The 25261-nt window shown below is 49.1% G+C and carries 20 protein-coding genes; 16 read left to right on the forward strand and 4 right to left on the reverse strand.

The features are described 5' to 3' along the window. Positions 1 to 627: an HD domain-containing protein gene (locus DW739_RS07280; protein ID WP_107000681.1), complete on the forward strand. Its 627-nt coding sequence runs from the start codon at positions 1 to 3 to the stop codon at positions 625 to 627. On the opposite strand, the gene DW739_RS07285 is transcribed toward DW739_RS07280, so the two are convergent. Continuing rightward, the gene (locus tag DW739_RS07285; protein ID WP_118471400.1) at positions 572 to 1267 is read right to left on the reverse strand and encodes a hypothetical protein; all 696 of its coding nucleotides are present in this window, start codon (positions 1265 to 1267) and stop codon (positions 572 to 574) included. The two genes, DW739_RS07280 and DW739_RS07285, sit on opposite strands and share 56 nt — an antisense overlap. Positions 1268 to 1405: 138 nt before the next feature. On the opposite strand from DW739_RS07285, the gene DW739_RS07290 reads away from it, so the two are divergent. From DW739_RS07290 to DW739_RS07300, 3 genes are all read left to right on the forward strand, one after another. Then, on the forward strand, positions 1406 to 2467 hold the full coding sequence (locus DW739_RS07290; RefSeq protein WP_181357193.1) for a D-alanine--D-alanine ligase family protein: 1062 nt from the start codon (positions 1406 to 1408) through the stop codon (positions 2465 to 2467). Positions 2468 to 2604: 137 nt separating this feature from the next. Beyond that, the gene (gene murI / locus DW739_RS07295) at positions 2605 to 3468 is read left to right on the forward strand and encodes a glutamate racemase (RefSeq protein ID WP_118637870.1); all 864 of its coding nucleotides are present in this window, start codon (positions 2605 to 2607) and stop codon (positions 3466 to 3468) included. Between the two features lie 3 nt (positions 3469 to 3471). Then, the gene (locus DW739_RS07300) at positions 3472 to 3921 is read left to right on the forward strand and encodes a DUF1934 domain-containing protein (protein WP_022360090.1); all 450 of its coding nucleotides are present in this window, start codon (positions 3472 to 3474) and stop codon (positions 3919 to 3921) included. A 93-nt stretch (positions 3922 to 4014) separates the two neighbouring features. Here the strand turns inward: DW739_RS07300 and DW739_RS07305 are convergent, their stop codons facing one another. After that, positions 4015 to 4500, reverse strand: a complete 486-nt coding sequence (locus tag DW739_RS07305; protein ID WP_022360091.1) for a hypothetical protein — start codon at positions 4498 to 4500, stop codon at positions 4015 to 4017. A gap of 345 nt (positions 4501 to 4845) precedes the next feature. On the opposite strand from DW739_RS07305, the gene DW739_RS07310 reads away from it, so the two are divergent. The 9 genes from DW739_RS07310 (at position 4846) to DW739_RS15355 (ending at position 20312) form a co-directional block, all read left to right on the forward strand. Next, complete coding sequence (locus tag DW739_RS07310) at positions 4846 to 8724, forward strand: DNA-directed RNA polymerase subunit beta (protein WP_107000677.1); 3879 nt, start codon at positions 4846 to 4848, stop codon at positions 8722 to 8724. A 22-nt stretch (positions 8725 to 8746) separates the two neighbouring features. After that, a complete protein-coding gene (gene rpoC, locus DW739_RS07315) occupies positions 8747 to 12397 on the forward strand; it encodes a DNA-directed RNA polymerase subunit beta' (protein ID WP_107000676.1) in 3651 nt (1216 codons plus the stop codon). A gap of 360 nt (positions 12398 to 12757) precedes the next feature. Further along, complete coding sequence (locus DW739_RS07320; protein WP_118494279.1) at positions 12758 to 13855, forward strand: N-acetylmuramoyl-L-alanine amidase; 1098 nt, start codon at positions 12758 to 12760, stop codon at positions 13853 to 13855. Positions 13856 to 13876: 21 nt separating this feature from the next. Then, positions 13877 to 14293 (forward strand): DUF5684 domain-containing protein, encoded by a 417-nt coding sequence (locus DW739_RS07325; protein ID WP_022358471.1) that lies wholly within the window; start codon positions 13877 to 13879, stop codon positions 14291 to 14293. A gap of 392 nt (positions 14294 to 14685) precedes the next feature. Next, positions 14686 to 15105 carry a 30S ribosomal protein S12 gene (rpsL, locus tag DW739_RS07330; protein ID WP_022358472.1) on the forward strand — a complete coding sequence of 140 codons (420 nt, stop codon included), beginning with the start codon at positions 14686 to 14688 and terminating at the stop codon, positions 15103 to 15105. Positions 15106 to 15448: 343 nt separating this feature from the next. Next, positions 15449 to 15919, forward strand: a complete 471-nt coding sequence (gene rpsG, locus DW739_RS07335; RefSeq protein ID WP_022358473.1) for a 30S ribosomal protein S7 — start codon at positions 15449 to 15451, stop codon at positions 15917 to 15919. 15 nt (positions 15920 to 15934) lie between these two features. Continuing rightward, positions 15935 to 18055, forward strand: coding sequence for an elongation factor G (gene fusA / locus DW739_RS07340; protein WP_107000673.1), 2121 nt, complete (start codon positions 15935 to 15937; stop codon positions 18053 to 18055). 155 nt (positions 18056 to 18210) lie between these two features. Continuing rightward, positions 18211 to 19404, forward strand: a complete 1194-nt coding sequence (gene tuf / locus DW739_RS07345) for an elongation factor Tu (RefSeq protein WP_107000672.1) — start codon at positions 18211 to 18213, stop codon at positions 19402 to 19404. A gap of 722 nt (positions 19405 to 20126) precedes the next feature. Next, positions 20127 to 20312 (forward strand): hypothetical protein, encoded by a 186-nt coding sequence (locus DW739_RS15355; RefSeq protein WP_289052009.1) that lies wholly within the window; start codon positions 20127 to 20129, stop codon positions 20310 to 20312. A 332-nt stretch (positions 20313 to 20644) separates the two neighbouring features. Here DW739_RS15355 and DW739_RS07360 read toward each other — a convergent pair whose 3' ends face one another. After that, entirely contained in the window at positions 20645 to 21760 is a 1116-nt protein-coding gene (locus tag DW739_RS07360) for a glycosyltransferase family 2 protein (protein WP_118742843.1), read from the reverse strand. Between the two features lie 332 nt (positions 21761 to 22092). After that, positions 22093 to 23220, reverse strand: coding sequence for a carbohydrate kinase family protein (locus DW739_RS07365; RefSeq protein WP_107000661.1), 1128 nt, complete (start codon positions 23218 to 23220; stop codon positions 22093 to 22095). Positions 23221 to 23573: 353 nt separating this feature from the next. Here DW739_RS07365 and DW739_RS07370 point away from each other — a divergent pair, with 353 nt between their 5' ends. The 3 genes from DW739_RS07370 to DW739_RS07380 all read left to right on the forward strand — a co-directional run bounded on the left by DW739_RS07370 (position 23574) and on the right by DW739_RS07380 (position 25241). Beyond that, positions 23574 to 24395 (forward strand): TraX family protein, encoded by an 822-nt coding sequence (locus tag DW739_RS07370; protein WP_118524391.1) that lies wholly within the window; start codon positions 23574 to 23576, stop codon positions 24393 to 24395. Positions 24396 to 24586: 191 nt separating this feature from the next. Next, on the forward strand, positions 24587 to 24922 hold the full coding sequence (locus DW739_RS15130; RefSeq protein ID WP_243022514.1) for a FeoA family protein: 336 nt from the start codon (positions 24587 to 24589) through the stop codon (positions 24920 to 24922). 94 nt (positions 24923 to 25016) lie between these two features. Continuing rightward, positions 25017 to 25241, forward strand: coding sequence for a ferrous iron transport protein A (locus tag DW739_RS07380; protein WP_022359013.1), 225 nt, complete (start codon positions 25017 to 25019; stop codon positions 25239 to 25241). The last annotated feature ends 20 nt before the right edge of the window (positions 25242 to 25261 follow it).

A 25261-nucleotide genomic window follows, 5' to 3' on the forward strand; every position in this document is an offset into this window, starting at 1 on the left:
ATGGATATAAATCAGAAACAGAAAGAACGTCTGGAGCAGCAGTTTGCATTTATCCGGGAGATAGACAAGGAGAAATTTATCGGTCGCCAGACGTATCTGACAGACGGCGAGCGGAAGGAAAATGACGCGGAGCACGCATGGCATATGGCGATCATGACGGTGCTTCTGGCGGAGTATTCCAATGAGCCGATCGATGTGCTGAAAACGGTTACCATGCTTCTGATTCACGATCTGGTCGAGATCGACGCCGGCGACACATATGCCTATGACGAGGAGGCGAAGAAAACCCAGCGGGAGAGAGAATTAAAGGGTGCAGAGCGCATTTTCGGAATGCTGCCGCCGGATCAGGGCGAAAAACTGCGCGCTCTCTGGGATGAATTTGAAGCCGGGGAGACGCCGGAAGCACGGTTTGCACATACGATGGACAACATCCAGCCGACGATGCTCAATGATGCTTCCAAGGGAAAGGCGTGGGCGACGCGCGGCGTGCACCTGAGCCAGATTCTTGGAAGAAATAAGAATACCGCCAAGGGCTCGGAGACGCTGTGGAACTATTCCTATGAGAATTTCATCACTCCGAGCCTCCGGGAAGGAAAGATAAAAAACGACACGTTACCCGAAGAGTAATCGAATTGTCGGAGGAAGCATGAGCTTTATCCGGCAGACTGCTGTCAGCGGAAACGGCGTGCGTGGCTGCTATTTTTGAGTTCGAAGAAGATTCTGTCGGTTCGGTGGTTATTTTGGAAGCTGAAGCTGTTCCAGAACGTTCCGAGTGATTGGAGCAAGTCATCGGGTCAGCTTTAGAGGAAATCAGAGCAGCAGCTTTCTTGTTTACATCAAAAACGATATGTTTCTTTTGCGACAGCCAGTTCATATCGTTATCAAAAATCAGAGCGTCAGAGACGGAATCGGCGCTCTGATTTTTTGAGTTTTCTTCCGGCATGACACCTCCGGACAGGGCGGGCGGCGGATAGAGAACACCCCACCAGTTGTCGATCACATGAGTCTGCAGGATCGGCGGGGCGATCGCGTACGCCAGGACTTTCTGCTGAATCTGGTTTCTGGTAAAAGTAAGAAGAGGCAGGCAGAAAAGCAGAAATAAGAGCATGGAACATAATGCGAGAAGCGGGAGTATTCCATCGTAGATATGGGAAAACTTGCAGGAACCGGTGGAAAAATGGCGGCATTTATTGGTAACAGGTGGATGAATCCTGGATGCGGATGACAGAGAATTTTCAGACTGGAACGAAATCACTTGATTTAACATAATGGCTCTCCTTTTACTGAAAGAAATCGAATCTTCTTGTCGCAAGTATTGACAGTTATGGTATAATCTAAACTATATTTTGGAATAGCATTCCGGCGTGTGGTGAAGCTTCCCACACCCGGCAGAAAGGCGGATATTATGAAAAAGAGTGTACTTGTGGTATTTGGCGGACAGTCTTCGGAACATATTGTTTCATGTATGTCGGCAATCAATGTCATTAAAAATATAGATACAGAGCGCTATGATGTAACCCTGATCGGAATTACCGAAGAGGGAAAATGGCTGCTGGTTGACTCGGTCGAGCAGATCGAGGATGAGAGCTGGAGAAAGAACACGACGACCGCGATCCTTTCCCCGGATGCAACGGAGAAATCCGTGATCGTCCTGAAAGATGGTAAGGCGGAAATGATCCGCATTGATGTGGTATTCCCGGTTCTGCATGGACTCTGGGGCGAGGACGGCACCATTCAGGGCATCTTTGAGTTGGCAAAAATCCCGTATGTCGGATGCGGTGTGCTGGCGTCCAGCGTTTCGATGGATAAAGTGTATACAAAACAGATTGTTGACCACACAGGCGTGCGCCAGGCGGCATATGAGCTGGTCATCCGCAAAGAACTTGAAAAGATGGATGAGGTTGTGGCACGCATCGAGAACCGGTTCTCATATCCGGTATTTATCAAGCCGTCCAATGCAGGTTCTTCCAGAGGTGTCAGCAAGGCGTCGGATCGCGAAGAGCTGATTGCAGGCTTAAAGGAGGCGGCGCACCATGACCGCAAGATTCTGGTTGAGGAGACGATTGTCGGCCGTGAGATCGAATGTGCGGTCTTTGGAAATGGCACAGAACCGGTCATCGCTTCCGGTGTTGGCGAGATTCTGGCAGCAGCCGATTTCTATGATTTTGATGCGAAATATTACAACGCAGAGTCCAGAACCGTGGTAAATCCAGAGCTTCCGGGCGATGCGACCGAGCGTGTGCGTCAGGCGGCGAGACGTATTTTCAAGGCGGTAGATGGCTATGGTCTGTCGCGTGTCGATTTCTTTGTGACGAAGGACGGCGAGGTTATCTTCAATGAGATCAATACCATGCCGGGCTTTACCGCGATTAGTATGTACCCGATGCTCTTTGAGGCGGCCGGAATCCCGAAGCCGGAGATGGTGACAAAGCTGATTGAACACGGACTGAAACGCTACGAAGCCTAGAAATAAATAAAAATGTTTCAGAATCCTGAAACAGTGTGAGAGAATCTACTTTTGGACGTTATATGATTCGATATACACAGAAGTTCGGGAAAGAATGGAAACATGACCATAAGAATTTTGCCGAAAGGAAGGTAAACATGGATAGAAATGCCCCGATCGGAGTTTTTGATTCAGGCATCGGCGGTCTGACGGTAGCCCGTGAGATCATGCGCCAGATGCCGCAGGAGCGCATCGTATACTTTGGAGATACGGCGCGCGTTCCATATGGAAGCAAATCGCAGGAGACGGTACTGCGCTATTCCCGCCAGATCATCCGTTTTCTGAAAACACAGGGAGTCAAGGCGATCGTGATTGCCTGCAACACGGCCTCGGCGTGTGCACTGGAGACGGTCAAACAGGAATTGGATATCCCGATCATCGGGGTTATCTACGCGGGCGCGCGTACGGCTGCCGAGGCAACCCATAATGGAAAGATTGGCGTGATTGGAACCGAGGCGACCATCCGGAGCGGTATTTATACCAGAGAAATGCAGAAGCTGCGCCCGGATATTGAGGTCATTGGAAAACCGTGTCCGCTCTTTGTGCCGCTGGTGGAGGAAGGACTCTTTCATGATTCGGTAACAGACGAGATTGCCTCCCGGTATCTTTCTTCGCTGAAAGAAAAATACATTGATACGCTGGTTATGGGATGTACGCATTATCCGCTGCTGCGTTCGACGTTGCATCGGCTGATGGGCGACGAGGTGACTTTGGTAAATCCGGCATATGAGACGGCGATTGAACTTAAAACTCTGCTGCGGGACATGGATCTGACACGCAGTTCGGAGGATCTGGAACGTTTTTCGGAGGAAAACAGCCGCCGCGCTGCTGCCGGGGAGCCGATTCTTGACCAGTATCAGTTCTTTGTCAGCGACCGGGCGGAGAATTTCACGCGTTTTGCCAAGGCGATTCTGCCAAAAGAGGTAAAAGACACGAAACAGATTAACATTGAGGAGTATTAAAATATGACGAAAGATGTGCTTGTATCCGTGCGCGGTGCCCATATTGCGGACGGGGAGACGAATAACCTGGAGGTTATCACGGCAGGCAGCTATTATTTCAAAAATGGCAAGCATTATATCATCTATGATGAGATCCTGGAGGGCGAGGAAGGAAGCATCCGCAATACCATCAAAGCCAATGCGGACAGCGTCGATATGATCAAGGGAGGCGATGCGCGGGCGCATATGATTTTTCAGGAGAACCGTCCGAATGTCAGCTGTTATGTGACTCCATACGGTCAGATGATCGTGGGCGTCACGACCGACCGCATCAAGATCAATGAAGGTCCGGATCATCTGAAAATCCAGATTGATTATACGCTGGAACTCAACTATGAGCAGACCAGCCAGAGCCATATTGAAATTGATGTGAAATCGAAGGCGACGGCGAAATTGAACCTGAAAGAGCAGTAAATATAAAAGAATATAGAAACAAAGAAATAAAATCGATGAATCAAAAATCCCGGAAACGTGCAATCAGTTACATTTCCGGGATTTTAAGATCCATTATTTATTTTTCTTGGACTTGGAAGCTTCTTTCTTTGCTGCCTCTTCTGTATTTTTCTTGAAACGGTCAAAGAATTTTTTCTTCTTCGGCAGCGGCGGGATACCTCCGCGCACGCTCTTGATCTCTGTGATATAAAGACCGCTGATGACAACCTTTGCCTCGGTGCGGAGCGGTAACTGAAGGAATACCTTCTCATCCGCGATCATGGTCACAACCTTCGGTCCGATCTTAGCCTTTACGATCGGGAGCTTCGCCCACTTCATATACCATGGAGTCTGGTCAATAACCATCTTCGGGAGACCGGAATCTCCGATTTTCAGTTTCTTTTTGTCAATCGCCAGAATCGAAACTGTCTGTTTCGAAGCGTCGATCATAGTCTGCTGCTCTGCCTGACGTTTCTGCATCCGGGAACCCAGAATATACAGTACGACAAGAAGGATAGCCAGAATGACGATAATAACTAGCAGTACATTCCAAAATGACATATATATATACCTCCGTTGTAGATAGCGGCGGGACGCAAATCCAATCCCATTTCGCAGAAATAACGAAAATAGCCGCGCAATTACTATGTATTATAGCATTGGAGAGGGGAAATGGCAAGAAAAATAGACGGGTAACTATGGCTTATTCCAAATCCATCAAAAAACCACTTGACACCCATCAAATCCCATGCTAAGATGGAGAATGCACTATTGTGGAAAACTGTGTTTTCCGGGTATTCGTATGCCCAAATGACAGTGCAGCTCCGGCGGCATGAAACAAGGCTGGTTCGGAGATGGAAAAATGCAAACCATAGAGATAGAAAGAAAACAGGGGTGAAACATCGAATGGAGAAAAGCAGGATGCGTCCGGTAAAAACCGGTAAAGGTGTAAGGATGACCTTCTCAAGACAAAAAGAAGTTCTGGAAATGCCGAATTTGATTGAGATTCAGAAAAACTCGTATCAGTGGTTCCTGGATGAGGGACTGAAAGAAGTGTTTGCTGATATCTCCCCGATCACGGATTTCGCAGGTCACTTGAGTCTGGAATTTGTGGATTTTACACTGTGTAAAAACGATATCAAATATACGATCGAAGAGTGCAAAGAGCGCGATGCGACCTATGCAGCTCCTCTGAAGGTAAAGGTAAGACTTTGCAATAAAGATAAAGATGAGATCAATGAACATGAGATTTTCATGGGTGATCTTCCACTTATGACCGACACCGGCTCCTTCGTTATCAACGGAGCGGAGCGAGTTATCGTCAGCCAGCTTGTTCGTTCCCCTGGTATTTATTATGGAATCGCGCACGATAAGATCGGTACAGAGTTATACAGCTGCACCGTTATCCCGAACCGGGGTGCCTGGCTGGAGTATGAGACAGATTCCAACGACATTTTCTACGTGCGTGTAGACCGGACCAGAAAAGTTCCTGTTACTGTTCTGATCCGTGCTCTTGGTTACGGTACTAACGCCGAGATCATTGACCTGTTCGGCGATGAGCTGAAACTGGAGAAGAGCTTTGAGAAGGATCCGTCCAACAACTACCAGGATGGCCTTCTGGAATTATATAAGAAGATTCGTCCAGGTGAGCCGCTTTCCGTAGACAGCGCAGAGAGCCTGTTAAACAGCATGTTCTTCGATCCGCGCCGCTACGATCTGGCAAAGGTAGGTCGTTATAAATTCAATAAAAAGCTTCACTTTAAGAACCGTATCGTAGGTCACGTTCTGGCTGAGGATGTGGTTGATACAACTACCGGAGAGATTCTGGCGGAGCAGGGAACAAAGGTTACCAAGGAACTTGCTACTGACATCCAGAACGCAGGCGTTCCGTTTGTATGGATTCAGGGTGAGAAGAAGAATCACAAGGTTCTTTCTAACATGATGGTAGATCTGGGCGCTTATGTGAATTTCGATCCGGAAGAAGTAGGCGTCACAGAGTTAGTATTCTATCCGGTTCTCCAGGGTATTCTGGAAGAAAATGCCGGCGCTTCTGATGAGGAGTTAAAAGAGATTATCCGCAGAGATATCCATGACTTGATTCCGAAGCACATTACGAAGGAAGATATCATCGCTTCCATCAACTACAACATGCATCTGGAAGGCGGCATCGGCAATCCAGATGATATCGACCATCTGGGCAACCGTCGTATCCGTGCGGTCGGCGAGCTGCTTCAGAACCAGTACCGTATCGGTCTGTCCCGTATGGAGCGTGTGGTACGTGAGCGTATGACAACACAGGACATGGAAGGTGTTTCTGCCCAGTCCCTGATCAATATCAAGCCGGTTACAGCAGCAGTCAAGGAGTTCTTCGGAAGTTCCCAGCTGTCCCAGTTCATGGATCAGAACAACCCGCTGTCCGAGCTGACCCATAAGAGACGTCTTTCTGCCCTGGGTCCTGGCGGTCTGTCAAGGGACCGTGCCGGATTCGAGGTACGAGATGTACACTACACACACTATGGCCGTATGTGCCCGATCGAGACACCTGAGGGACCGAACATCGGTCTAATCAACTCCCTGGCATCTTACGCACGTGTCAATGAGTACGGTTTCATCGAAGCTCCGTACCGTGTAGTAGATAAAACCGATCCGTCCAACCCGGTTGTTACGGATGAGGTTGTATACCTGACAGCAGACGAGGAAGATAACTTCGTTGTTGCACAGGCAAACGAGCAGTTAGACGAAGAAGGACACTTCGTCCACAATAACGTATCTGGTCGTTTCCGTGAGGAGACCTCCGAGTTCCAGAAGAAGAAAATCGACCTGATGGACGTATCCCCGAAGATGGTATTCTCCGTAGCTACTTCCATGATTCCGTTCCTGCAGAACGACGATGCGAACCGTGCTCTGATGGGATCGAACATGCAGCGTCAGGCGGTACCGCTTCTGACCACCGAGAGAGCCGTTGTCGATACCGGTATTTCCGCGAAGGCAGCTGTTGACTCCGGTGTGTGTGTCGTTGCAAAGAATGCCGGTGTGGTTGAGCGCTCCGCTTCCAACGAGATCATCATCAAGAGAGATTCCGATGGAAACCGCGATGTATACCATCTGACAAAATTCAAGAGAAGTAACCAGTCCAACTGCTACAATCAGAAACCGATTGTATACAAGAATGACCATGTCGAAGCTGGCGAGGTTATCGCAGATGGCCCGTCCACCTGCAACGGTGAGATCGGTCTGGGCAAAAACCCGCTGATCGGCTTCATGACCTGGGAAGGCTACAACTACGAGGATGCCGTTCTTCTGTCTGAGCGTCTGGTTCAGGAGGATGTATATACCTCCGTCCATATCGAGGAATACGAGGCAGAAGCACGTGATACCAAGCTGGGACCGGAAGAGATCACAAGAGATGTTCCGGGTGTCGGCGAGGATGCACTGAAAGATCTGGACGAGCGCGGTATCATCCGCATTGGTGCAGAGGTTCGTGCCGGTGATATCCTGGTAGGTAAGGTTACTCCGAAGGGAGAGACCGAGCTGACCGCAGAAGAGCGCCTGTTACGTGCGATCTTCGGTGAGAAGGCAAGAGAGGTTCGTGATACTTCCCTGAAAGTACCGCATGGTGCATACGGTATCATCATTGATGCGAAGGTATTTACAAGAGAGAACGGCGACGAGCTGGCTCCGGGTGTAAATAAGACCGTTCGTATCTACATTGCACAGAAGAGAAAGATTTCCGTCGGCGATAAGATGGCTGGCCGTCATGGTAACAAGGGTGTCGTTTCCCGTGTACTTCCGGTTGAGGATATGCCGTTCCTTCCGAATGGCCGTCCGCTCGACATCGTACTGAACCCACTGGGCGTACCGTCCCGTATGAATATCGGACAGGTCCTGGAGATTCATTTAAGCCTTGCTGCCAAAGCACTTGGTTTTGATGTGTCCACCCCGATTTTCGATGGCGCAGACGAGAAAGATATTCAGAACACTCTGGAGATGGCAAATGACTATGTCAACACCTCCTGGGAAGAGTTCGAAGCAAAATATAAAGATATTGTAGATCCGGAAGTTATGGAGTATCTGGGTACCCATCTGGAGCACAGAAAACTCTGGAAGGGCGTTCCGATCGGACGTGACGGTAAAGTCCGCCTGAGAGATGGACGTACCGGCGAATACTTCGACAGCCCGGTTACAATCGGACACATGCATTACCTGAAACTGCATCATCTGGTTGATGATAAGATTCATGCACGTTCCACAGGTCCTTACTCCCTCGTTACACAGCAGCCGCTGGGTGGTAAAGCTCAGTTCGGTGGCCAGCGTTTCGGAGAGATGGAGGTTTGGGCTCTGGAGGCGTATGGCGCATCCTACACGCTGCAGGAGATCCTGACCGTGAAGTCTGATGATGTGGTAGGTCGTGTGAAGACATACGAGGCAATCATCAAGGGCGAGAATATTCCGGAGCCGGGTATTCCGGAGTCCTTCAAGGTACTCTTAAAAGAGCTTCAGTCCCTGGGTCTGGATGTCAGAGTTCTGGCAGAAGACGGTTCCGAGATCGAGCTCAAGGAGAACATCGACGAAGGCGATACCGATCTTCGTTCCGTCATCGAGGGTGACAGCAAGCGTTACTCTCAGAATGAGTCCTTTGGCAACTACGGTTACCAGGAGCAGGAATTTAAAGATGGTGAGCTGACCGATGTAGAGCACGATGAGTATACAGCAGAGGCAGACGGCTATACGGACGATGACTATGCAGACGTTTCCGATGATAATGGATCTGACGACGAAGAATAATCGATAGGAGGGAGTACCGCTCATGCCAGAGACAAATGAAACATATCAACCATTGACATTTGACGCAATCAAGATCGGTTTGGCATCCCCTGAAAAGATTCTGGAGTGGTCTCACGGCGAGGTTAAAAAGCCGGAGACCATCAACTACAGAACATTAAAGCCGGAGAAAGACGGCCTGTTCTGTGAGAGAATCTTTGGACCGAGCAAGGACTGGGAGTGCCACTGTGGTAAATATAAAAAAATCAGATATAAAGGTGTTATCTGTGACCGCTGCGGCGTTGAGGTTACAAAAGCCAGCGTCCGCCGTGAGCGCATGGGTCATATCGAGCTTGCAGCTCCGGTTTCCCACATCTGGTATTTCAAGGGAATTCCGAGCCGCATGGGTCTGATTCTGGACATTTCTCCGAGAACTCTGGAGAAGGTTCTGTACTTCGCTTCCTATATCGTGCTGGATCCGGGACAGACCGGACTGCAGATGAAGCAGGTTCTGTCTGAGAAGGAGTACCGTGACGAGATCGAGAAATACGGTTACGGTTCTTTCCGTGTCGGCATGGGTGCCGAGGCGATTCAGGAGCTTTTAAAGGCGATCGACCTGGAGAAGGATTCTGAGGATCTGAGAAACCAGTTACAGGATGCAACCGGACAGAAGCGTGCCCGCATCATCAAGCGTCTGGAAGTCGTAGAGGCATTCAGAAATTCCGGCAACAAACCGGAGTGGATGATCATGACCGTTGTCCCGGTTATCCCGCCGGATATCCGTCCGATGGTACAGTTGGATGGCGGACGTTTCGCAACTTCCGACTTAAACGATCTGTATCGTCGTATTATCAACCGTAACAACCGTCTTGCAAGACTTCTGGAGCTCGGCGCACCGGATATCATCGTGCGCAACGAGAAACGTATGCTTCAGGAGGCAGTTGACGCATTAATTGATAATGGCCGCCGTGGCCGTCCGGTTACCGGTCCTGGCAACCGTGCCCTCAAGTCCCTTTCTGATATGTTAAAGGGTAAACAGGGACGTTTCCGTCAGAACCTTCTGGGTAAGCGAGTTGACTATTCTGGACGTTCCGTTATCGTCGTAGGACCGGAGTTAAAGATTTACCAGTGCGGTCTGCCGAAAGAGATGGCGATCGAGCTGTTTAAACCGTTCGTTATGAAAGAGCTGGTTTCCAACGGAACCGCTCATAACATTAAAAATGCAAAGAAGATGGTAGAGCGCCTTCAGCCGGAGGTTTGGGACGTTCTCGAGGATGTAATCAAAGAGCATCCGGTTATGTTAAACCGTGCTCCTACACTGCATCGTCTGGGTATCCAGGCATTCGAGCCGATTCTGGTAGAAGGTAAGGCAATCAAGCTGCATCCGCTTGTTTGTACCGCATTCAACGCCGATTTCGATGGCGACCAGATGGCGGTACATCTTCCGCTTTCCGTGGAGGCACAGGCAGAGTGCCGTTTCCTGCTGCTTTCTCCGAATAACCTGTTAAAACCGTCCGATGGTGGTCCGGTAGCCGTTCCTTCCCAGGATATGGTACTTGGTATTTACTATCTGACCCAGGAACGTCCGGGCGCCAAGGGCGAGGGCATGGCATTCAAGAGCATCAACGAGGCGATTCTTGCATACGAGAACAAGGTTGTTACCCTGCATTCCCGTGTCAAAGTAAGAGTAACCCGCACGATGCCGGATGGCACAACGAAGACTGGTATCATCGAGTCTACCGTTGGACGTTTCATCTTCAACGAGATCATCCCGCAGGATCTGGGCTTCGTAGACCGTTCCCAGAAAGAGAACGAGCTGAAACTGGAAGTTGACTTCCACGTAGGCAAGAAGCAGTTAAAGCAGATTCTGGAGAAGGTTATCAATGTCCATGGTGCAACCCAGACAGCGATCACCCTGGATGATATCAAGGCGATTGGCTACAAGTTCTCTACACGTGCAGCCATGACCGTATCGATTTCCGATATGACCGTACCGGCAAGCAAGCCGAAGCTGATTGCTGACGCGCAGGCAACGGTTGATCATATCGCAAAGAACTTCCGCCGTGGTCTTATCACAGAGGAAGAGCGTTACAAAGAAGTTATCGAGACCTGGAAGGCAACCGATGATCAGTTGACTCACGACCTGCTGACAGGACTTGACAAATATAACAACATCTTCATGATGGCTGACTCCGGTGCGCGAGGATCGGATAAGCAGATTAAACAGCTTGCTGGTATGCGAGGACTGATGGCAGATACGACCGGTCATACGATTGAACTTCCTATCAAGTCCAACTTCCGTGAGGGTCTGGACGTACTGGAGTACTTCATCTCCGCACACGGAGCTCGAAAAGGTATGTCCGATACGGCTCTGCGTACTGCCGACTCTGGTTACCTGACCAGACGTCTGGTAGACGTATCCCAGGATCTGATCGTCCGCGAGGAGGACTGCTGCTGGGATAAGCCGGAAATTCCGTATATGGAGATCAAGGCATTCATGGATGGTCAGGAGACCATCGAGACATTGCAGGAGCGTATCACAGGACGTTTCATCGCTGAGACAATCACAGACCCGGATACAGGTGAAGTGGTGATCGAGAAGAACCATATGTGTACGCCGAAGCGTGCAGCGGCTGTTATGGCAGCATTGAAGAAACAGGGCAGAGATTCCATCAAGATCCGTACCGTTCTGACCTGTAAATCCCATATCGGTGTGTGTGCGAAGTGCTACGGTGCCAACATGGCAACCGGTCAGCCGGTTCAGGTCGGTGAGGCAGTCGGCATCATCGCGGCACAGTCCATCGGTGAGCCTGGTACACAGCTGACCATGCGTACGTTCCACTCGGGCGGCGTTGCCGGTGGCGATATCACACAGGGTCTTCCGCGTGTCGAGGAGCTTTTCGAGGCACGTAAGCCGAAGGGACTTGCTATCATCGCTGAGTTCGGCGGTGTGGCAACCATCAAAGATACCAAGAAGAAACGTGAGATCATTATCACGGATAATGAGACGGGCAATTCCAAGACATACCTGATTCCTTACGGCTCCCGTATCAAGATTCAGGACGGCGCGGTTCTGGAGGCTGGTGACGAGCTGACCGAAGGTAGCGTGAACCCGCACGATATTCTGAAGATCAAGGGCGTCCGCGCCGTACAGGATTACATGATCCAGGAAGTACAGCGTGTATACCGCTTACAGGGTGTAGAAATCAATGATAAGCATATCGAGATGATCGTACACCAGATGTTAAAGAAGATTAAGATTGAGGAAAGTGGAGATTCCGACGTACTGCCGGGCGTATCCATGGATGTACTCGATTTCAACGAGATGAACGAGGCGCTGGAAGCCGAGGGCAAAGAGCCGGCGATCGGACGTCAGGTTATGCTGGGTATCACCAAGGCATCTCTGGCAACCGACTCCTTCTTATCCGCTGCATCCTTCCAGGAGACAACCAAGGTTCTGACCGAGGCTGCCATCAACGGAAAGGTAGATAAGCTGATTGGTCTGAAGGAGAACGTTCTGATTGGTAAGCTGATTCCGGCTGGTACCGGTATGAAGCGTTACCGCTCCATCAAGCTGAACACTGATGTTGAGGAAGAGGATGATATCGATCTGGCAGAGGACGACTTCAACGAGCCGGCTGAACTGGACGAGGCAGACAAGATTGTACTCAACGAGGATGAGCTGAGTGAAGAATAATTAAAAATGAAAAACGGAATCGTTTTTTGGAGATCGCCGCAGAGATGCGGCGGTCTTTTTTTGTGCCAATGATGCGCACTCGCGCGAAGCTGTAGGTTGTCGCAAGCGACCGCGCGAGACGCCCGAATGTGCCAAGGCACATTCGTTCCTGCCATATCATAGACAGAAAACCGTAAGAAATAGAAGCGCGGGATTGGTTGAATCGAAGGGGAAAATCCGTTATACTTATAAAGGAAATGTTTAAAATCCAAAGTAATGTGATTAAATTGTATAAATTTAAAGAACAAATTTAACGATTTTAGACTTTCAAAACAGAAACAATTATTTTAAAAATAGAGACATTGGAAGGAGATTATATAGATGAAGAGACACAATTGGCTCAAAAAACACACACTGGGACTGGCGGCGGCTCTGCTGATGACAGCCGGTATGTCGCAGATCGCGCTGGCAGGTGACTCGGTGTATGTCAATACGTCTTCCCTGCGCTACCGGACATCGGCGCAGATCAAGGACAATAATATCGCGGGCAATCTGTCCTACGGTCAGAAGCTGGAGCGCGTGGGAACCAGCGGGCAGTGGACGATGATTCTTTTGAATGGAAAGAAGTATTACGTTTCATCCGCCTATGTGACAAGCAAAAAACCGGCATCTGCAGGTGCTGTCCAGACAACCAGCCAGACAGCAGCGGGAGCGCAGACATCCGGCGGCACGGCGATCGCACTTTCTTCTAATTATAAATACGCAAATTATTCAAAGATCAACAGCGGAACTGCGACCCTGTACCGCTCGACTGCTTCCAACAAGAAAAATAAAGTGGTCTGTGTCAATGCCGGACATGGAACAAACGGTGGCGGAAGCGTCAAGACCCAGTGTCATCCGGATGGAAGTGCGAAAGTAACCGGCGGCACAACCGGAGCCGGTGCTACCTCAGCAGTGGCAGTTTCCAGCGGTATGACCTTTGCAGATGGAACAGCAGAGAGCAAGGTAACACTTGCTATGGCAAAGGTGCTTAAGACAAAACTTCTGAATGCAGGCTATGATGTACTGATGATCCGTGAATCAGATGATGTACAGCTGGATAATATAGCTCGTACGGTCATTGCGAATAACAACGCGGACTGTCATATAGCCTTGCACTGGGATTCAACCAGCAGCAACAAGGGTGCCTTTTTCATGAGCGTTCCAAGCAATGCAACCTACCGTGCGATGGAGCCGGTTGCCTCTCATTGGAAGCAGCACAACCAACTGGGCGAGTCGCTGATCAGCGGCTTAAAGAGCGCGGGTGTGAAGATTTATTCTAAAGGCAGCATGGAGATGGATTTGACCCAGACTTCCTATTCAACGATTCCGAGTGTGGATATTGAGCTGGGAGATAAGGCGTCCGATCATTCGGGTGCGACGCTTGAGACTCTGGCGAACGGACTGCTGGCTGGCGTGAATACATTCTTCGGACAGTAAAAACTGAAAGGAGGAAAGCGTATGGGATTGGTGGCGTTTATTATGGCATATGCATTATTTGCGTTTATCTTTTATATTCTGCAGGTAATTGCATACTGGAAGATCTTTACAAAAGCCGGGGAAGAAGGATGGAAATCCATCATTCCGATTTACAATGGCTATGTACAGTACCGGCTGACCTGGGATGTGCAGTATTTCTGGGTGGCACTCGGACTGGCGGTCGGCGGAGGTATTTTAAATTCCTTCGGCGGAATCGTGGGAGTTATCGGTTCGCTTGCGCTTCTGGGAACAGCACTCATGAATGTGGTGGCACTCTATAAGCTGGCGTGTGCCTATGGTCACGGGATAGGATTTACTATTGGTTTATTTTTCCTGAATCCGCTTTTTATGCTGATTCTTGGTTTTGGTGATTCGGAGTACATGGGACCGCAGGAGTAGCGGAAATGAAGTTCCGGGATATTTAAGATATTTTCCAGAAAAAAAGAGTCAGATGAGACAATAGAGGGTTTTGCACTGTACCTGTCTACAGCGCAAAACCCTTGTTACTGCTCACAGGTAGGCACTTTTGGAACCGAAAGTGCCGTAAGAAAACGTGGTGGCAGCAGGAATTTGCCGTATTTAAATGCGAAGCCACGGCAAATTCCGTTACTGGGCACGTATGCGTGAACAGTAACAAACCCTTTATTTTACGGGAAAAATTTGCATTTTATACCTTGACAGTGCAACTCAAACTAGCTATAATAAGTAAGCGTGCAAAATTCAAGGAATTTCTGCGCGGAAATACAAGCTTAAAAAAGCAACCACAGACAATATCACAGGAGGTGAAAAGGATGCCTACATTTAACCAGTTAGTAAGAAAGGGAAGACAGACATCTGAAAAGAAATCAACAGCTCCGGCTCTGCAGAAGGGATACAACTCTTTACAGAAGAAAGCTATCAACGTTTCTGCACCGCAGAAGAGAGGCGTGTGTACAGCCGTTAAGACTGCAACACCTAAAAAGCCTAACTCTGCTCTTAGAAAAATCGCCAGAGTTCGTCTTTCCAACGGTATCGAAGTAACAAGCTACATCCCGGGTGAGGGACACAACTTACAGGAGCACAGCGTTGTTCTGATTCGTGGTGGTCGTGTAAAAGACTTACCAGGTACCAGATACCACATCATCAGAGGTACTCTTGATACTGCAGGCGTAGCCAACAGAAAACAGGCGCGTTCCAAATACGGCGCTAAGAGACCGAAAGACAAGAAATAATTTTAATTAGGTAGAAGTTCTATTAGATTTAGAATGAATGTGCCGGACTTTGATATTGATCCTGTAGGTTGCAGGGAATCATAGAACCGCGCACGAGACGCAACAAGACTTAGGTGAGCAATTTCGTGAAAAGGCGAAGAAGACGGCTGTTCAAGAAATTGAATTCGTCGCCAAGAAAGAGGCACCATGCGTGGTGGCGCGCTGAAAGACGCGCTCGTTTCGCAGGTGTGCTTATTCGCTAAGTTCGTGAAAGACCTCACTAAGCGAATAATGCGAGTACCTAAGATCTAATGAATGGCTCCCGCGGCTCCCCGCCGGAGCAGATATTAAGGAGGGAAGTAACGTGCCACGTAAAGGACATACTCAGAAAAGAGACGTATTAGCGGATCCGCTGTACAACAATAAGGTTGTTACTAAATTAATCAACAACATCATGCTGGACGGCAAAAAGGGCGTTGCTCAGAAGATCGTATACGGCGCGTTTGATCGTGTCGCTGCAGAATCCGGTAAGGAAGCTGTAGAGGTTTTCGAAGAGGCAATGAACAACATCATGCCGGTTCTGGAAGTTAAGGCAAAACGTATCGGTGGTGCTACCTATCAGGTACCGATCGAGGTTAAGCCGGAAAGAAGACAGGCTCTTGCACTTCGCTGGATCACTCTGTACTCCCGTAAGAGAGGCGAGAAGACTCAGGAAGAGAGACTGGCAAAAGAGATTCTGGATGCAGCTAACAACACTGGTGCATCTGTGAAGAAGAAAGAAGATATGCATAAGATGGCAGAGGCTAACAAGGCATTTGCTCATTACAGATTCTAATAGGAGGAAAAAGCTTTGGCTGGAAGAGAATATCCGTTAGAGAGAACCAGAAATATTGGTATTATGGCTCATATCGATGCTGGTAAGACTACCACTACTGAGCGTATTCTGTATTATACTGGTGTTAACTATAAGATCGGTGATACTCATGAAGGTACTGCTACCATGGACTGGATGGCTCAGGAGCAGGAGAGAGGTATTACCATCACTTCTGCAGCGACAACCTGTCACTGGACTCTGCAGGAAAACTGCAAACCGAAACCAGGCGCTCTGGAGCATCGTATCAACATCATCGATACTCCAGGACACGTTGACTTCACGGTTGAGGTTGAGCGTTCCCTGCGTGTACTGGACGGTGCTGTAGGTGTATTCTGTGCTAAGGGTGGTGTAGAGCCGCAGTCTGAGAACGTATGGCGTCAGGCTGATACCTACAATGTACCGCGTATGGCATTCATCAACAAGATGGATATCCTGGGTGCAAACTTCTATGGCTGTGTAGAGCAGATCAAGACCAGACTTGGTAAGAATGCTATCTGTTTACAGCTTCCGATCGGCAAGGAAGATGATTTCAAGGGAATTATCGACCTGTTCGAGATGAAAGCATACATCTACAATGATGATAAGGGTGAGGACATTAGCATCCTTGATATCCCGGAGGATATGAAGGATGACGCTGAGCTTTACCACACCGAGCTGGTAGAGAAGATCTGCGAGCTGGACGACGATCTGATGATGGCTTACCTTGAGGGTGAAGAGCCGTCTGTAGATGAGTTAAAGAAAGTATTAAGAAAAGCAACCTGCGAGTGTCAGGCAATCCCGGTATGCTGTGGTACTGCATACAGAAATAAGGGTGTTCAGAAGCTCCTGGATGCAATCATCGAGTTCATGCCGTCTCCGCTTGACATCCCGCCGATCAAGGGTGTTGACCTGGATGGCAACGAGACTGTAAGACATTCTTCCGACGAAGAGCCGTTCTCCGCTCTTGTATTCAAGATCATGACCGACCCGTTCGTAGGTAAGCTGGCTTACTTCCGTGTGTACTCAGGTGTTATGAACTCCGGTTCATATGTACTGAATGCAACAAAGGACAAAAAAGAGCGTGTTGGACGTATCCTTCAGATGCATGCCAACAAGCGTCACGAGCTGGAAAAGGTTTACTCCGGTGATATCGCAGCAGCGATCGGATTCAAGTTCTCCACCACAGGTGATACTATCTGTGATGAGCAGCATCCGGTAATCCTGGAGTCCATGGAGTTCCCGGAGCCGGTTATCGACATCGCTATCGAGCCGAAGACCAAAGCTGGTCAGGACAAGATGGGCGAGGCTCTTGCAAAACTGGCAGAGGAGGATCCGACCTTCCGTGCTTATACAAACAAAGAGACTGGTCAGACAATCATCGCTGGTATGGGCGAGCTCCATCTGGAGATTATCGTAGACCGTCTGCTTCGTGAGTTCCACGTTGAAGCTAACGTAGGTGCTCCGCAGGTAGCTTACAAAGAGACCTTCACAAAGGCTGTAGATGTAGACAGCAAGTATGCAAAACAGTCTGGTGGTCGTGGTCAGTACGGTCACTGTAAGGTACACTTCACTCCGATGGATCCGAACGGCGAAGAGACCTTCAAGTTTGAGTCCAGCGTTGTCGGCGGTGCTATCCCGAAAGAGTACATCCCGGCTGTAGGCGAAGGTATCGAAGAGGCTGCTAAGGCAGGTATCCTCGGCGGATTCCCGGTACTCGGCGTTCACGCTGACGTATACGATGGTTCCTACCATGAGGTCGACTCTTCTGAGATGGCTTTCCATATCGCAGGTTCCATGGCATTCAAGGATGCTATGCGTAAAGGTAACCCGGTACTGCTTGAGCCGATCATGAAGGTTGAGGTAACCATGCCGGAAGAGTATATGGGTGATATCATCGGTGATATCAACTCTCGTCGTGGTCGTATCGAGGGTATGGAAGACATCGGCGGCGGCAAGCTGGTTAAGGCTTATGTTCCGCTGGCAGAGATGTTCGGTTATTCTACCGACCTTCGTTCCAGAACTCAGGGACGTGGTAACTACTCCATGTTCTTTGAGAAATATGAGCAGGTTCCGAAGAGCGTTCAGGAGAAAGTTCTTGCTGGAAAAGCTGAGAAATAATTAAAAATGTAACTATATTGCCTTTTCCGGGCAGATAACTGCCCGGAAAAGCAATATTAGGCTTGAAAAAACGGCTCTAATCGAATATAATTAGAGTCAGCCTAACATAAATTGAGATACCCGTATTGGGTGTAAATTAAGGAGGACGTCTTAAAATGGCAAAAGCAAAGTTTGAAAGAACTAAACCGCATTGTAACATTGGTACTATCGGACACGTAGACCATGGTAAAACAACCCTGACAGCAGCTATCACAAAAGTTCTGGCTGCAAGAGTAGCTGGTAACACAGCTGAGAACTTCGAGGATATCGATAAAGCTCCGGAAGAGAGAGAGCGTGGTATTACTATCTCTACTGCACACGTTGAGTATCAGACAGAGAAGAGACATTACGCACACGTTGACTGCCCAGGACATGCTGACTACGTTAAGAACATGATCACTGGTGCTGCTCAGATGGATGGCGCTATTCTGGTTGTAGCTGCTACCGATGGTGTTATGGCTCAGACAAGAGAGCACATCCTGCTTTCCCGTCAGGTAGGCGTACCGTACATCGTAGTATTCATGAACAAGTGCGATATGGTAGACGATCCGGAGCTGCTTGAGCTGGTTGAGATGGAGATCAGAGACCTGCTGAACGAGTACGAGTTCCCGGGCGATGACACACCGATCATCCAGGGTTCTGCTCTGAAGGCTCTTGAAGATCCGAACGGCGAGTGGGGCGACAAGATCATGGAGCTCATGGACGCTGTAGATTCCTACATTCCGGATCCGGTACGTGCTACTGATAAGCCGTTCCTGATGCCAATCGAGGACGTATTCACCATCACAGGTCGTGGTACTGTTGCTACCGGCCGTGTTGAGCGTGGTACTCTGAAACTGAACGATGAGGTTGAGATCGTTGGTATTCACGAGGAGACTCGTAAGACTGTTGTAACTGGTATCGAGATGTTCCGTAAGCTGCTTGATCAGGCTGAGGCTGGTGATAACATCGGTGCTCTGCTTCGTGGTGTTCAGAGAACTGACATCCAGCGTGGTCAGTGTCTGGTTAAACCGGGCTCTGTAAAATGCCATAAGAAATTTACTGCTCAGGTTTACGTTCTGACAAAAGACGAGGGTGGTCGTCATACTCCGTTCTTCAACAACTATCGTCCGCAGTTCTACTTCAGAACCACTGACGTAACAGGCGTTTGTGAGTTACCGGCTGGTACCGAGATGTGTATGCCGGGCGACAACGTAGAGATGACTGTAGAGCTGATTCATCCGGTAGCTATGGAGCAGGGTCTTCGTTTCGCTATCCGTGAGGGCGGCCGTACAGTAGGATCTGGTAGAGTTGCTACTATCATCGAGTAATCAATGAATTAAACAAAGGTGCTTCTTGTATGCACAGTAGGCAAGAAGATGTACCGTATATATATTATAAAGTCGCTTCCAGGAAGCGCATTGTGTCCAGACGTAAGAGATACCCCGGAACCGTAAGGTTTCCGGGGTTTTTCTGTTGTTTCATAGGAAATTGCGTTCTATGAAACAACAAACGCTCCGCGAGGATGCGTACTCGCGCGAAGCAGAAACATGTCGCAAGCGACCGCGCGAGACGCCCGAATGTGTCAAGGTACATTCTTTTTCACAGAATTTCAGCCTTTTACGCATTGTCGGTTGCTAGAAGTCCGGCGGCACGCAGGTTGGCAAGAAGTTCATTGAAGCGTTCAACGACATCTTCAGCACTTGTTGCATCTGCGACGGGAGCAGCGGCGGTGACGATGGCGGCGGGACCGGTAGGACCCGTTGCGCCGGTAGGACCCGTTGCGCCGGTAGCTCCTGTAGCGCCGACAGCTCCTGCAGCGCCGGTAGGACCTGTAGCGCCAGTCGGCCCCGCAGCGCCGGTAGCTCCTGTAGCGCCAGTTGGGCCGGTAGCGCCGTCAGCCCCGGTCGGCCCAGTCGGACCCGCAGCCCCGTCAGCGCCAGCCGGCCCAGTCGGACCCGTAGCGCCCGCAGCCCCGTCAGCGCCAGCCGGCCCAGCCGGACCCGCAGCGCCGGTAGCGCCGGTCGGCCCAGTCGGACCAACAGCCCCGGTAGTGCCGGTCGGCCCAGCTGGACCCGCAGGACCGGTAGCGCCGGTCGGCCCGGTCGGACCAGTCGGCCCAGCCGGACCCGTAGCGCCGTCCAGTCCATCGAGTCCGGCAGCACCAGTGGGACCGACAGGTCCGATCGGTCCGGGGCAGCCGCGTGGTCCTATGGGACCGGGACGACAGCAGTTGTAGGGTTCAAAAGAACCGGGACAGCCGCGATCGCGTCCGCAGCGCCCATAGCCGTTATTTTCATAGTCACTATCATCAAAATAGTAGGGATAATTACATGAATGACGAAACATAAAAAACTCCTTTCCAGATTTAGGACATCCATCCTGATGTAGTATATGTGTGCGATGAAAGAGATGTGCATTAGCAGAAAAGGGCTGGGAAATTGAGGGCTGGGAACTGTGGAATATTATAAGTGTGGAAGACGGTAAGAATGAATGTAGGAAGTGTGGATGCCGCTGGATGGAACGACTCCCAGTCCGCCGCTCAGACCATTGCAGAGGTCGGAGAGAATGTCACAAGATAGGTAATCCGTTTGTTTTATGGTTTGAGGATATGGTTTGAAAGTATTCTTCATTTGTCAAAACCGCCGGAGAATCCGGGCGGATTTTTTTTGTTTCCTTATGATAATACAGTGCCTTATCATAGTTTCCCATCCGATCATAGCAGACGCAGAGCTGGATTAAAGGAATGAAATCATAGTAATCGGCTTCGATAAAGGCATTTGGATGATATTCTGGTCGGTCTTTGAGGGCAAGCTGGTACCAGAAAACAGCCTGGGAAATTTCTCCGAGGGAAAGTTTCAACCGTCCAATCTCACAGCAGGTTTTAGCACGTGGGCGGTCGTAGAGAAAACTCTGGAACAGGGAAAGCTGGCTGGCAGCTATATTTCTGAGCATTTCATGGCAGCGCGCCAGAAGCAGACAGGCGTCCGCCTTATTTTCATACCACCCGTCCGGTTCGTTTAGGAAATGTTCCAGAACCGGGCGGGCTTTTTCGTATTGTTTGTGGTCGATGAGTTCGCGGGCGTAGTAGTATTGATGGCGCGGATCGAGCAGTTCGCCGTCTGCAAGCATTGTTTCATAGATTTTCAGGTTCCGGTCAGAATGGGTGAGAGCGGAAGCAGGCTTCCGGTGTTCGATCTGAATAGGAGAATAGAGAATTCTGCCGCGTGGCGCGATGGCTTCGTGGACGCGTCCCTTCCAGAGAAAATGCCGGTCCGTTCGCAGAATCCGTTCGCGATCGTAGGTAAATGCAGGTGTGCCGTCCGGCTGGAATCCAGCGATGTATTTCAGCATGACAACGTCGGGCTGCGGGGATTTGCTTAAAGTTTCTTTCAACTTTAAAATCGCTGTAATCGATTCTGCGGGAACGATATCGTCGGCGTCGAGCCACATCCAGTATTCGGTTGTGACCTTTTCACAGATGAAATTGCGCGCGGCGGCGAAATCATCGTTCCACGGATAGTGATAAATATGTTTGGTGTATTGCCGGGCGATTTCTACAGTTCGATCGGTGGAACCGGTGTCGGCGACGAGGATTTCATCCGCAAATTGTATGGCAGATGCTAAAACACGCGTCAAAACGGCTTCTTCATTTTTGACGATCATACATAGGCTGAGGCGGATCATGGGATCTCCAAAATCAATATCAAATTGATATTAATATATGAAAGAAGTTTTTTGATGTGTACAGACATTATATATATAATTATATAAGGATAAACAGGAGAAAAGTAACGTTCTATTATTTTGCGGGTACTTTTGTAACTGTTCACAGGTAGGAATTTTCTGAACTGAAAATTCCGTACGATACAGTTTCGGCAGCAGATTTTGCCGATTTGGAATGCGTAGCATCGGCAAAATCCCGTTGCTGGGCACACGTGTGTGAACAGTAACGTACTTTTCTCCTGAAATGATGGCTGCAATTCACGCTGTGCTATTTAACAGTACTTAAAAAAATATTATAGAGCTTCAAAAAAAGCATCGGTCAATTTCTGTATATTCAGATACGGGTTCTCATAATCAAAACTACGCATCCGTCCCTTGGCAGCCAGAACACCGAGCTGGATCGGCTCAGCGATATCCGAATTGAGCCGATCATCGAGCATACCGCTGATGAAACCGCCGGCAAAGGAATCACCGGCGCCGGTATCGTTGTTTAACTGGTACTGGTAGAGCTTTTTGTGGCGGACTGTGCGGATCTGACATACGCCGTCCTTAAAATGGATCAGCTCATGGCGGTCATCGTGCTTGACAATGAGGGTGCGGGTGGGATCCGGGTTGATCGCAGAAAAATACTCACAGAGGTTCGCGTAGAGCGGACGGGCGCTGCGGGCATTGAAGCCGAGGTTTTTCTTTTCGGATTTATTTAAGAAAACATAATCGGCATATGCGATCAGTGGCTGTAAGCGCTCACGGCGCAGCGATGTATACTCAAAACCAGGATCCATGCTGACTTTCATGGCAGGATTTAAATGTTTTGCCTGGATGACCGATTGCATGATTGCCTCGAATTGGTCGAAATCAGACAGAGATGACAGGTGGATCCAGCGCGCCTGCGCGAGGTACTCCGCCAGTGTGGTTCCCGTCCGGGCTTCCTGTTCATGGATGCGGTCTAAGAGAGTGTTGTTGGCACACGGCGCGATCTTGATGCAATTGCGCGTGTGATTATAAAGGCGGACAATCGATTTGGCAATCGCTTTGGAATATGGATCGTCGAAGCGCTCGCGCGTGGTAAACAGCCAGTCACGGTTATCCAGGTGCGCCAGCTCGGCGTCAATGTCATTTGTCTTGCCGAAGCGCAGATCGAATGGACTGGGCGTGCCGCACACGCCGACGTAAGCGACCTGCAGGTTAGGGAGAATATGCTTTGCCACTTTCAGGGTGATGAAAGCAGAACCGCCGATCTGGGTTGTGTATTCCTTGCCTTTTATCGCCAGCTCCTGAATATCGTTTTCCACATCGGAAATCGGGTTGCTTAAGTTCTCGTCGCCTCCACCGGCGGATGTCTCCACCAGATCAAGCCCGGTGCAGTGAAACATATAGTCATAATTGATAGCGCCAATGCAAATAATATCTAAACCTGCCATGAGATTCTACCTCTTTTGTCCGTGTATTTTTTAGTATTTAAAATGAAGAGCGGTGCGGGATTTTTGCTTTTTCAGCAGGATCTCGCACCAGCACCATTTACAGAATATAACACGGTTTTTCGTTTGTCAAATAAAATGTAAAATTAGTGTAAAAAAGACGCGGAAAAGTGCCGAAAAGCCTTTATTTATAAGAAAAAACTACATTTTTTATTAGAGAAAATAAAGAAAAAAGATGGGGAGAAAGAGTGGAAAATGAGAATGGGAAAATAGGGGAGATGGAGAAAAAGGGAATGGAAAAGTGCGGATGGACAGCGGGTGAAATGTTCAGTATAATTTGATGGAATAGAGATAGAATGGACAGGAAACGAAGGGAGGAGAGTGCGATAAAAGATCGAATCAAGGAAAAGCAGAATGAGAAATCAGAGGGGATGGAAAGAGTGGTTTTAACCCGCCTCCATCTCAGCGCCTCCGCCCTTAAATATTTAGCACTCCTGGCGATGACGGCAGACCACATTGCGGTGATCTGCAGACCGGTTCCGGGATTCCGGACATTTGGGGATCTGGCGTTTCCATTGTTCGCCTTTTTATTAGTAGAAGGTTTTTTTCACACGCGGGATCGCAGATGTTATGGACGGAGGCTGCTTTTGGCGGCGGTTGTGTCGGAGATTCCGTATGATCTGGCATTTTCCGGACGGTGGATGGATGCACAGCACCAGAATGTCTGCCTGACCTTTTTTCTGGCGCTGGTTGCGATGGAGCTGTTAGAGCGGTATGGAAACGGTATCTGGGAGAAGCTGGTGCTAACGGCAGTGTTCTGTACGCTGACAGAAGCGGCGGGAGCAGACGGCGGCGCATGGGGGATGGGAATGGTGCTGGCATTTTATTTTTGTGTAATAGGAAATTCCTTGGAATTCCCTATTACACAAAAAGGCACTAACGTGCCAAGGAACATTCTTTTTCATGAGAAAACGGCAGGGGTGTTTATGAAGATAATCGTTGCCGTTCTCATCGGAGCGTTCGCGTGGCAGGAACCCCTCTGGGTGCTGGCGCTCACGGCTGTCTGCTTCATGTTATATGATGGCTCCAGAGGTCGGAGCAGATTTCGTTCCTTCTTTTATGTCTATTATCCGGCGCATCTTTTGACGCTGTATTTTGTGGGAAAATGGCTGGGATGACTTTTATCCTATGGGAATTTTTGACAATTTTCGGGCGTAAAACACGCCCTTTTTTTATTTCCAGGTCAGGCAAAAAAACTTGACAATAAAGTTAGCATGTGCTAACCTTATGTATGGGTTAGGAGAAACTAATGAAAATTAGTCTCATCTAATGAAAATTAGCTCTCTCTAACAACTGTTAGCAGGCACTAATGAAAATTAATGTACGCGAATCAATTAGATTACCGGCAGATGAAAACAGCCGTTTCCGCCAAGTGAGACATCATGACGGGCAGAAGGTGGAAAAACAGAGGAAGGAGAATCGTATGCAGGGAGCAATGCCGATTTCGATGGCAACCGTAGGAACCGCCTATACGATCAAAAAGATCAGCGGAAACACAGAGGTTCGTTCTCATTTAAAATCCATGGGATTTAACGAGGGAACCGAAGTAAAATTGATAACCCAGCTGGACGGAGACGTGATTATTCACGTAAAGGAGTCCAGAGTGGCTATAAATAAGGATCAGGCAAGACACATTCTGATCTAAGACAAGGGAATGGGGATATTCCGGAGCAGGTTGTATGGTAGAAAAGCAGACGGAATCCCGAGTAAAAAATTGGAATGGTTAGGAGGAACAGAGAATGACGCTTAAAGATGCACAGGTTGGATCTACCGTCAAAGTTGTCAAGATTCATGGCGAAGGCGCATACAAACGCCGCATCATGGATATGGGCATCACGAAGGGAAGCGAGATTTTTATTCGAAAAGTAGCTCCGCTGGGCGACCCGGTAGAGGTTACGATTCGTGGATATGAGCTTTCACTTCGTAAAGCCGATGCTGAGTGCGTAGATGTTCAGACAGTTTAATAAGTTTGATTAAAAAAGCA

It is taken from the genome of Clostridium sp. AM28-20LB, from assembly GCF_003480665.1.
GTDB lineage: Bacteria > Bacillota > Clostridia > Lachnospirales > Lachnospiraceae > Otoolea > Otoolea fessa.

Coding starts and splice junctions, on each gene's coding strand:
- DW739_RS07280 (WP_107000681.1), top strand. CDS start 1: ATGGATATAAATCAGAAACAGAAAGAACGTCTGGAGCAGCAGTTTGCA.
- DW739_RS07285 (WP_118471400.1), bottom strand. CDS start 1,267: ATGTTAAATCAAGTGATTTCGTTCCAGTCTGAAAATTCTCTGTCATCC.
- DW739_RS07290 (WP_181357193.1), top strand. CDS start 1,406: ATGAAAAAGAGTGTACTTGTGGTATTTGGCGGACAGTCTTCGGAACAT.
- murI (WP_118637870.1), top strand. CDS start 2,605: ATGGATAGAAATGCCCCGATCGGAGTTTTTGATTCAGGCATCGGCGGT.
- DW739_RS07300 (WP_022360090.1), top strand. CDS start 3,472: ATGACGAAAGATGTGCTTGTATCCGTGCGCGGTGCCCATATTGCGGAC.
- DW739_RS07305 (WP_022360091.1), bottom strand. CDS start 4,500: ATGTCATTTTGGAATGTACTGCTAGTTATTATCGTCATTCTGGCTATC.
- DW739_RS07310 (WP_107000677.1), top strand. CDS start 4,846: ATGGAGAAAAGCAGGATGCGTCCGGTAAAAACCGGTAAAGGTGTAAGG.
- rpoC (WP_107000676.1), top strand. CDS start 8,747: ATGCCAGAGACAAATGAAACATATCAACCATTGACATTTGACGCAATC.
- DW739_RS07320 (WP_118494279.1), top strand. CDS start 12,758: ATGAAGAGACACAATTGGCTCAAAAAACACACACTGGGACTGGCGGCG.
- DW739_RS07325 (WP_022358471.1), top strand. CDS start 13,877: ATGGGATTGGTGGCGTTTATTATGGCATATGCATTATTTGCGTTTATC.
- rpsL (WP_022358472.1), top strand. CDS start 14,686: ATGCCTACATTTAACCAGTTAGTAAGAAAGGGAAGACAGACATCTGAA.
- tuf (WP_107000672.1), top strand. CDS start 18,211: ATGGCAAAAGCAAAGTTTGAAAGAACTAAACCGCATTGTAACATTGGT.
- DW739_RS07360 (WP_118742843.1), bottom strand. CDS start 21,760: ATGATCCGCCTCAGCCTATGTATGATCGTCAAAAATGAAGAAGCCGTT.
- DW739_RS07365 (WP_107000661.1), bottom strand. CDS start 23,220: ATGGCAGGTTTAGATATTATTTGCATTGGCGCTATCAATTATGACTAT.
- DW739_RS07370 (WP_118524391.1), top strand. CDS start 23,574: ATGGACAGGAAACGAAGGGAGGAGAGTGCGATAAAAGATCGAATCAAG.
- DW739_RS15130 (WP_243022514.1), top strand. CDS start 24,587: ATGAAAATTAATGTACGCGAATCAATTAGATTACCGGCAGATGAAAAC.
- DW739_RS07380 (WP_022359013.1), top strand. CDS start 25,017: ATGACGCTTAAAGATGCACAGGTTGGATCTACCGTCAAAGTTGTCAAG.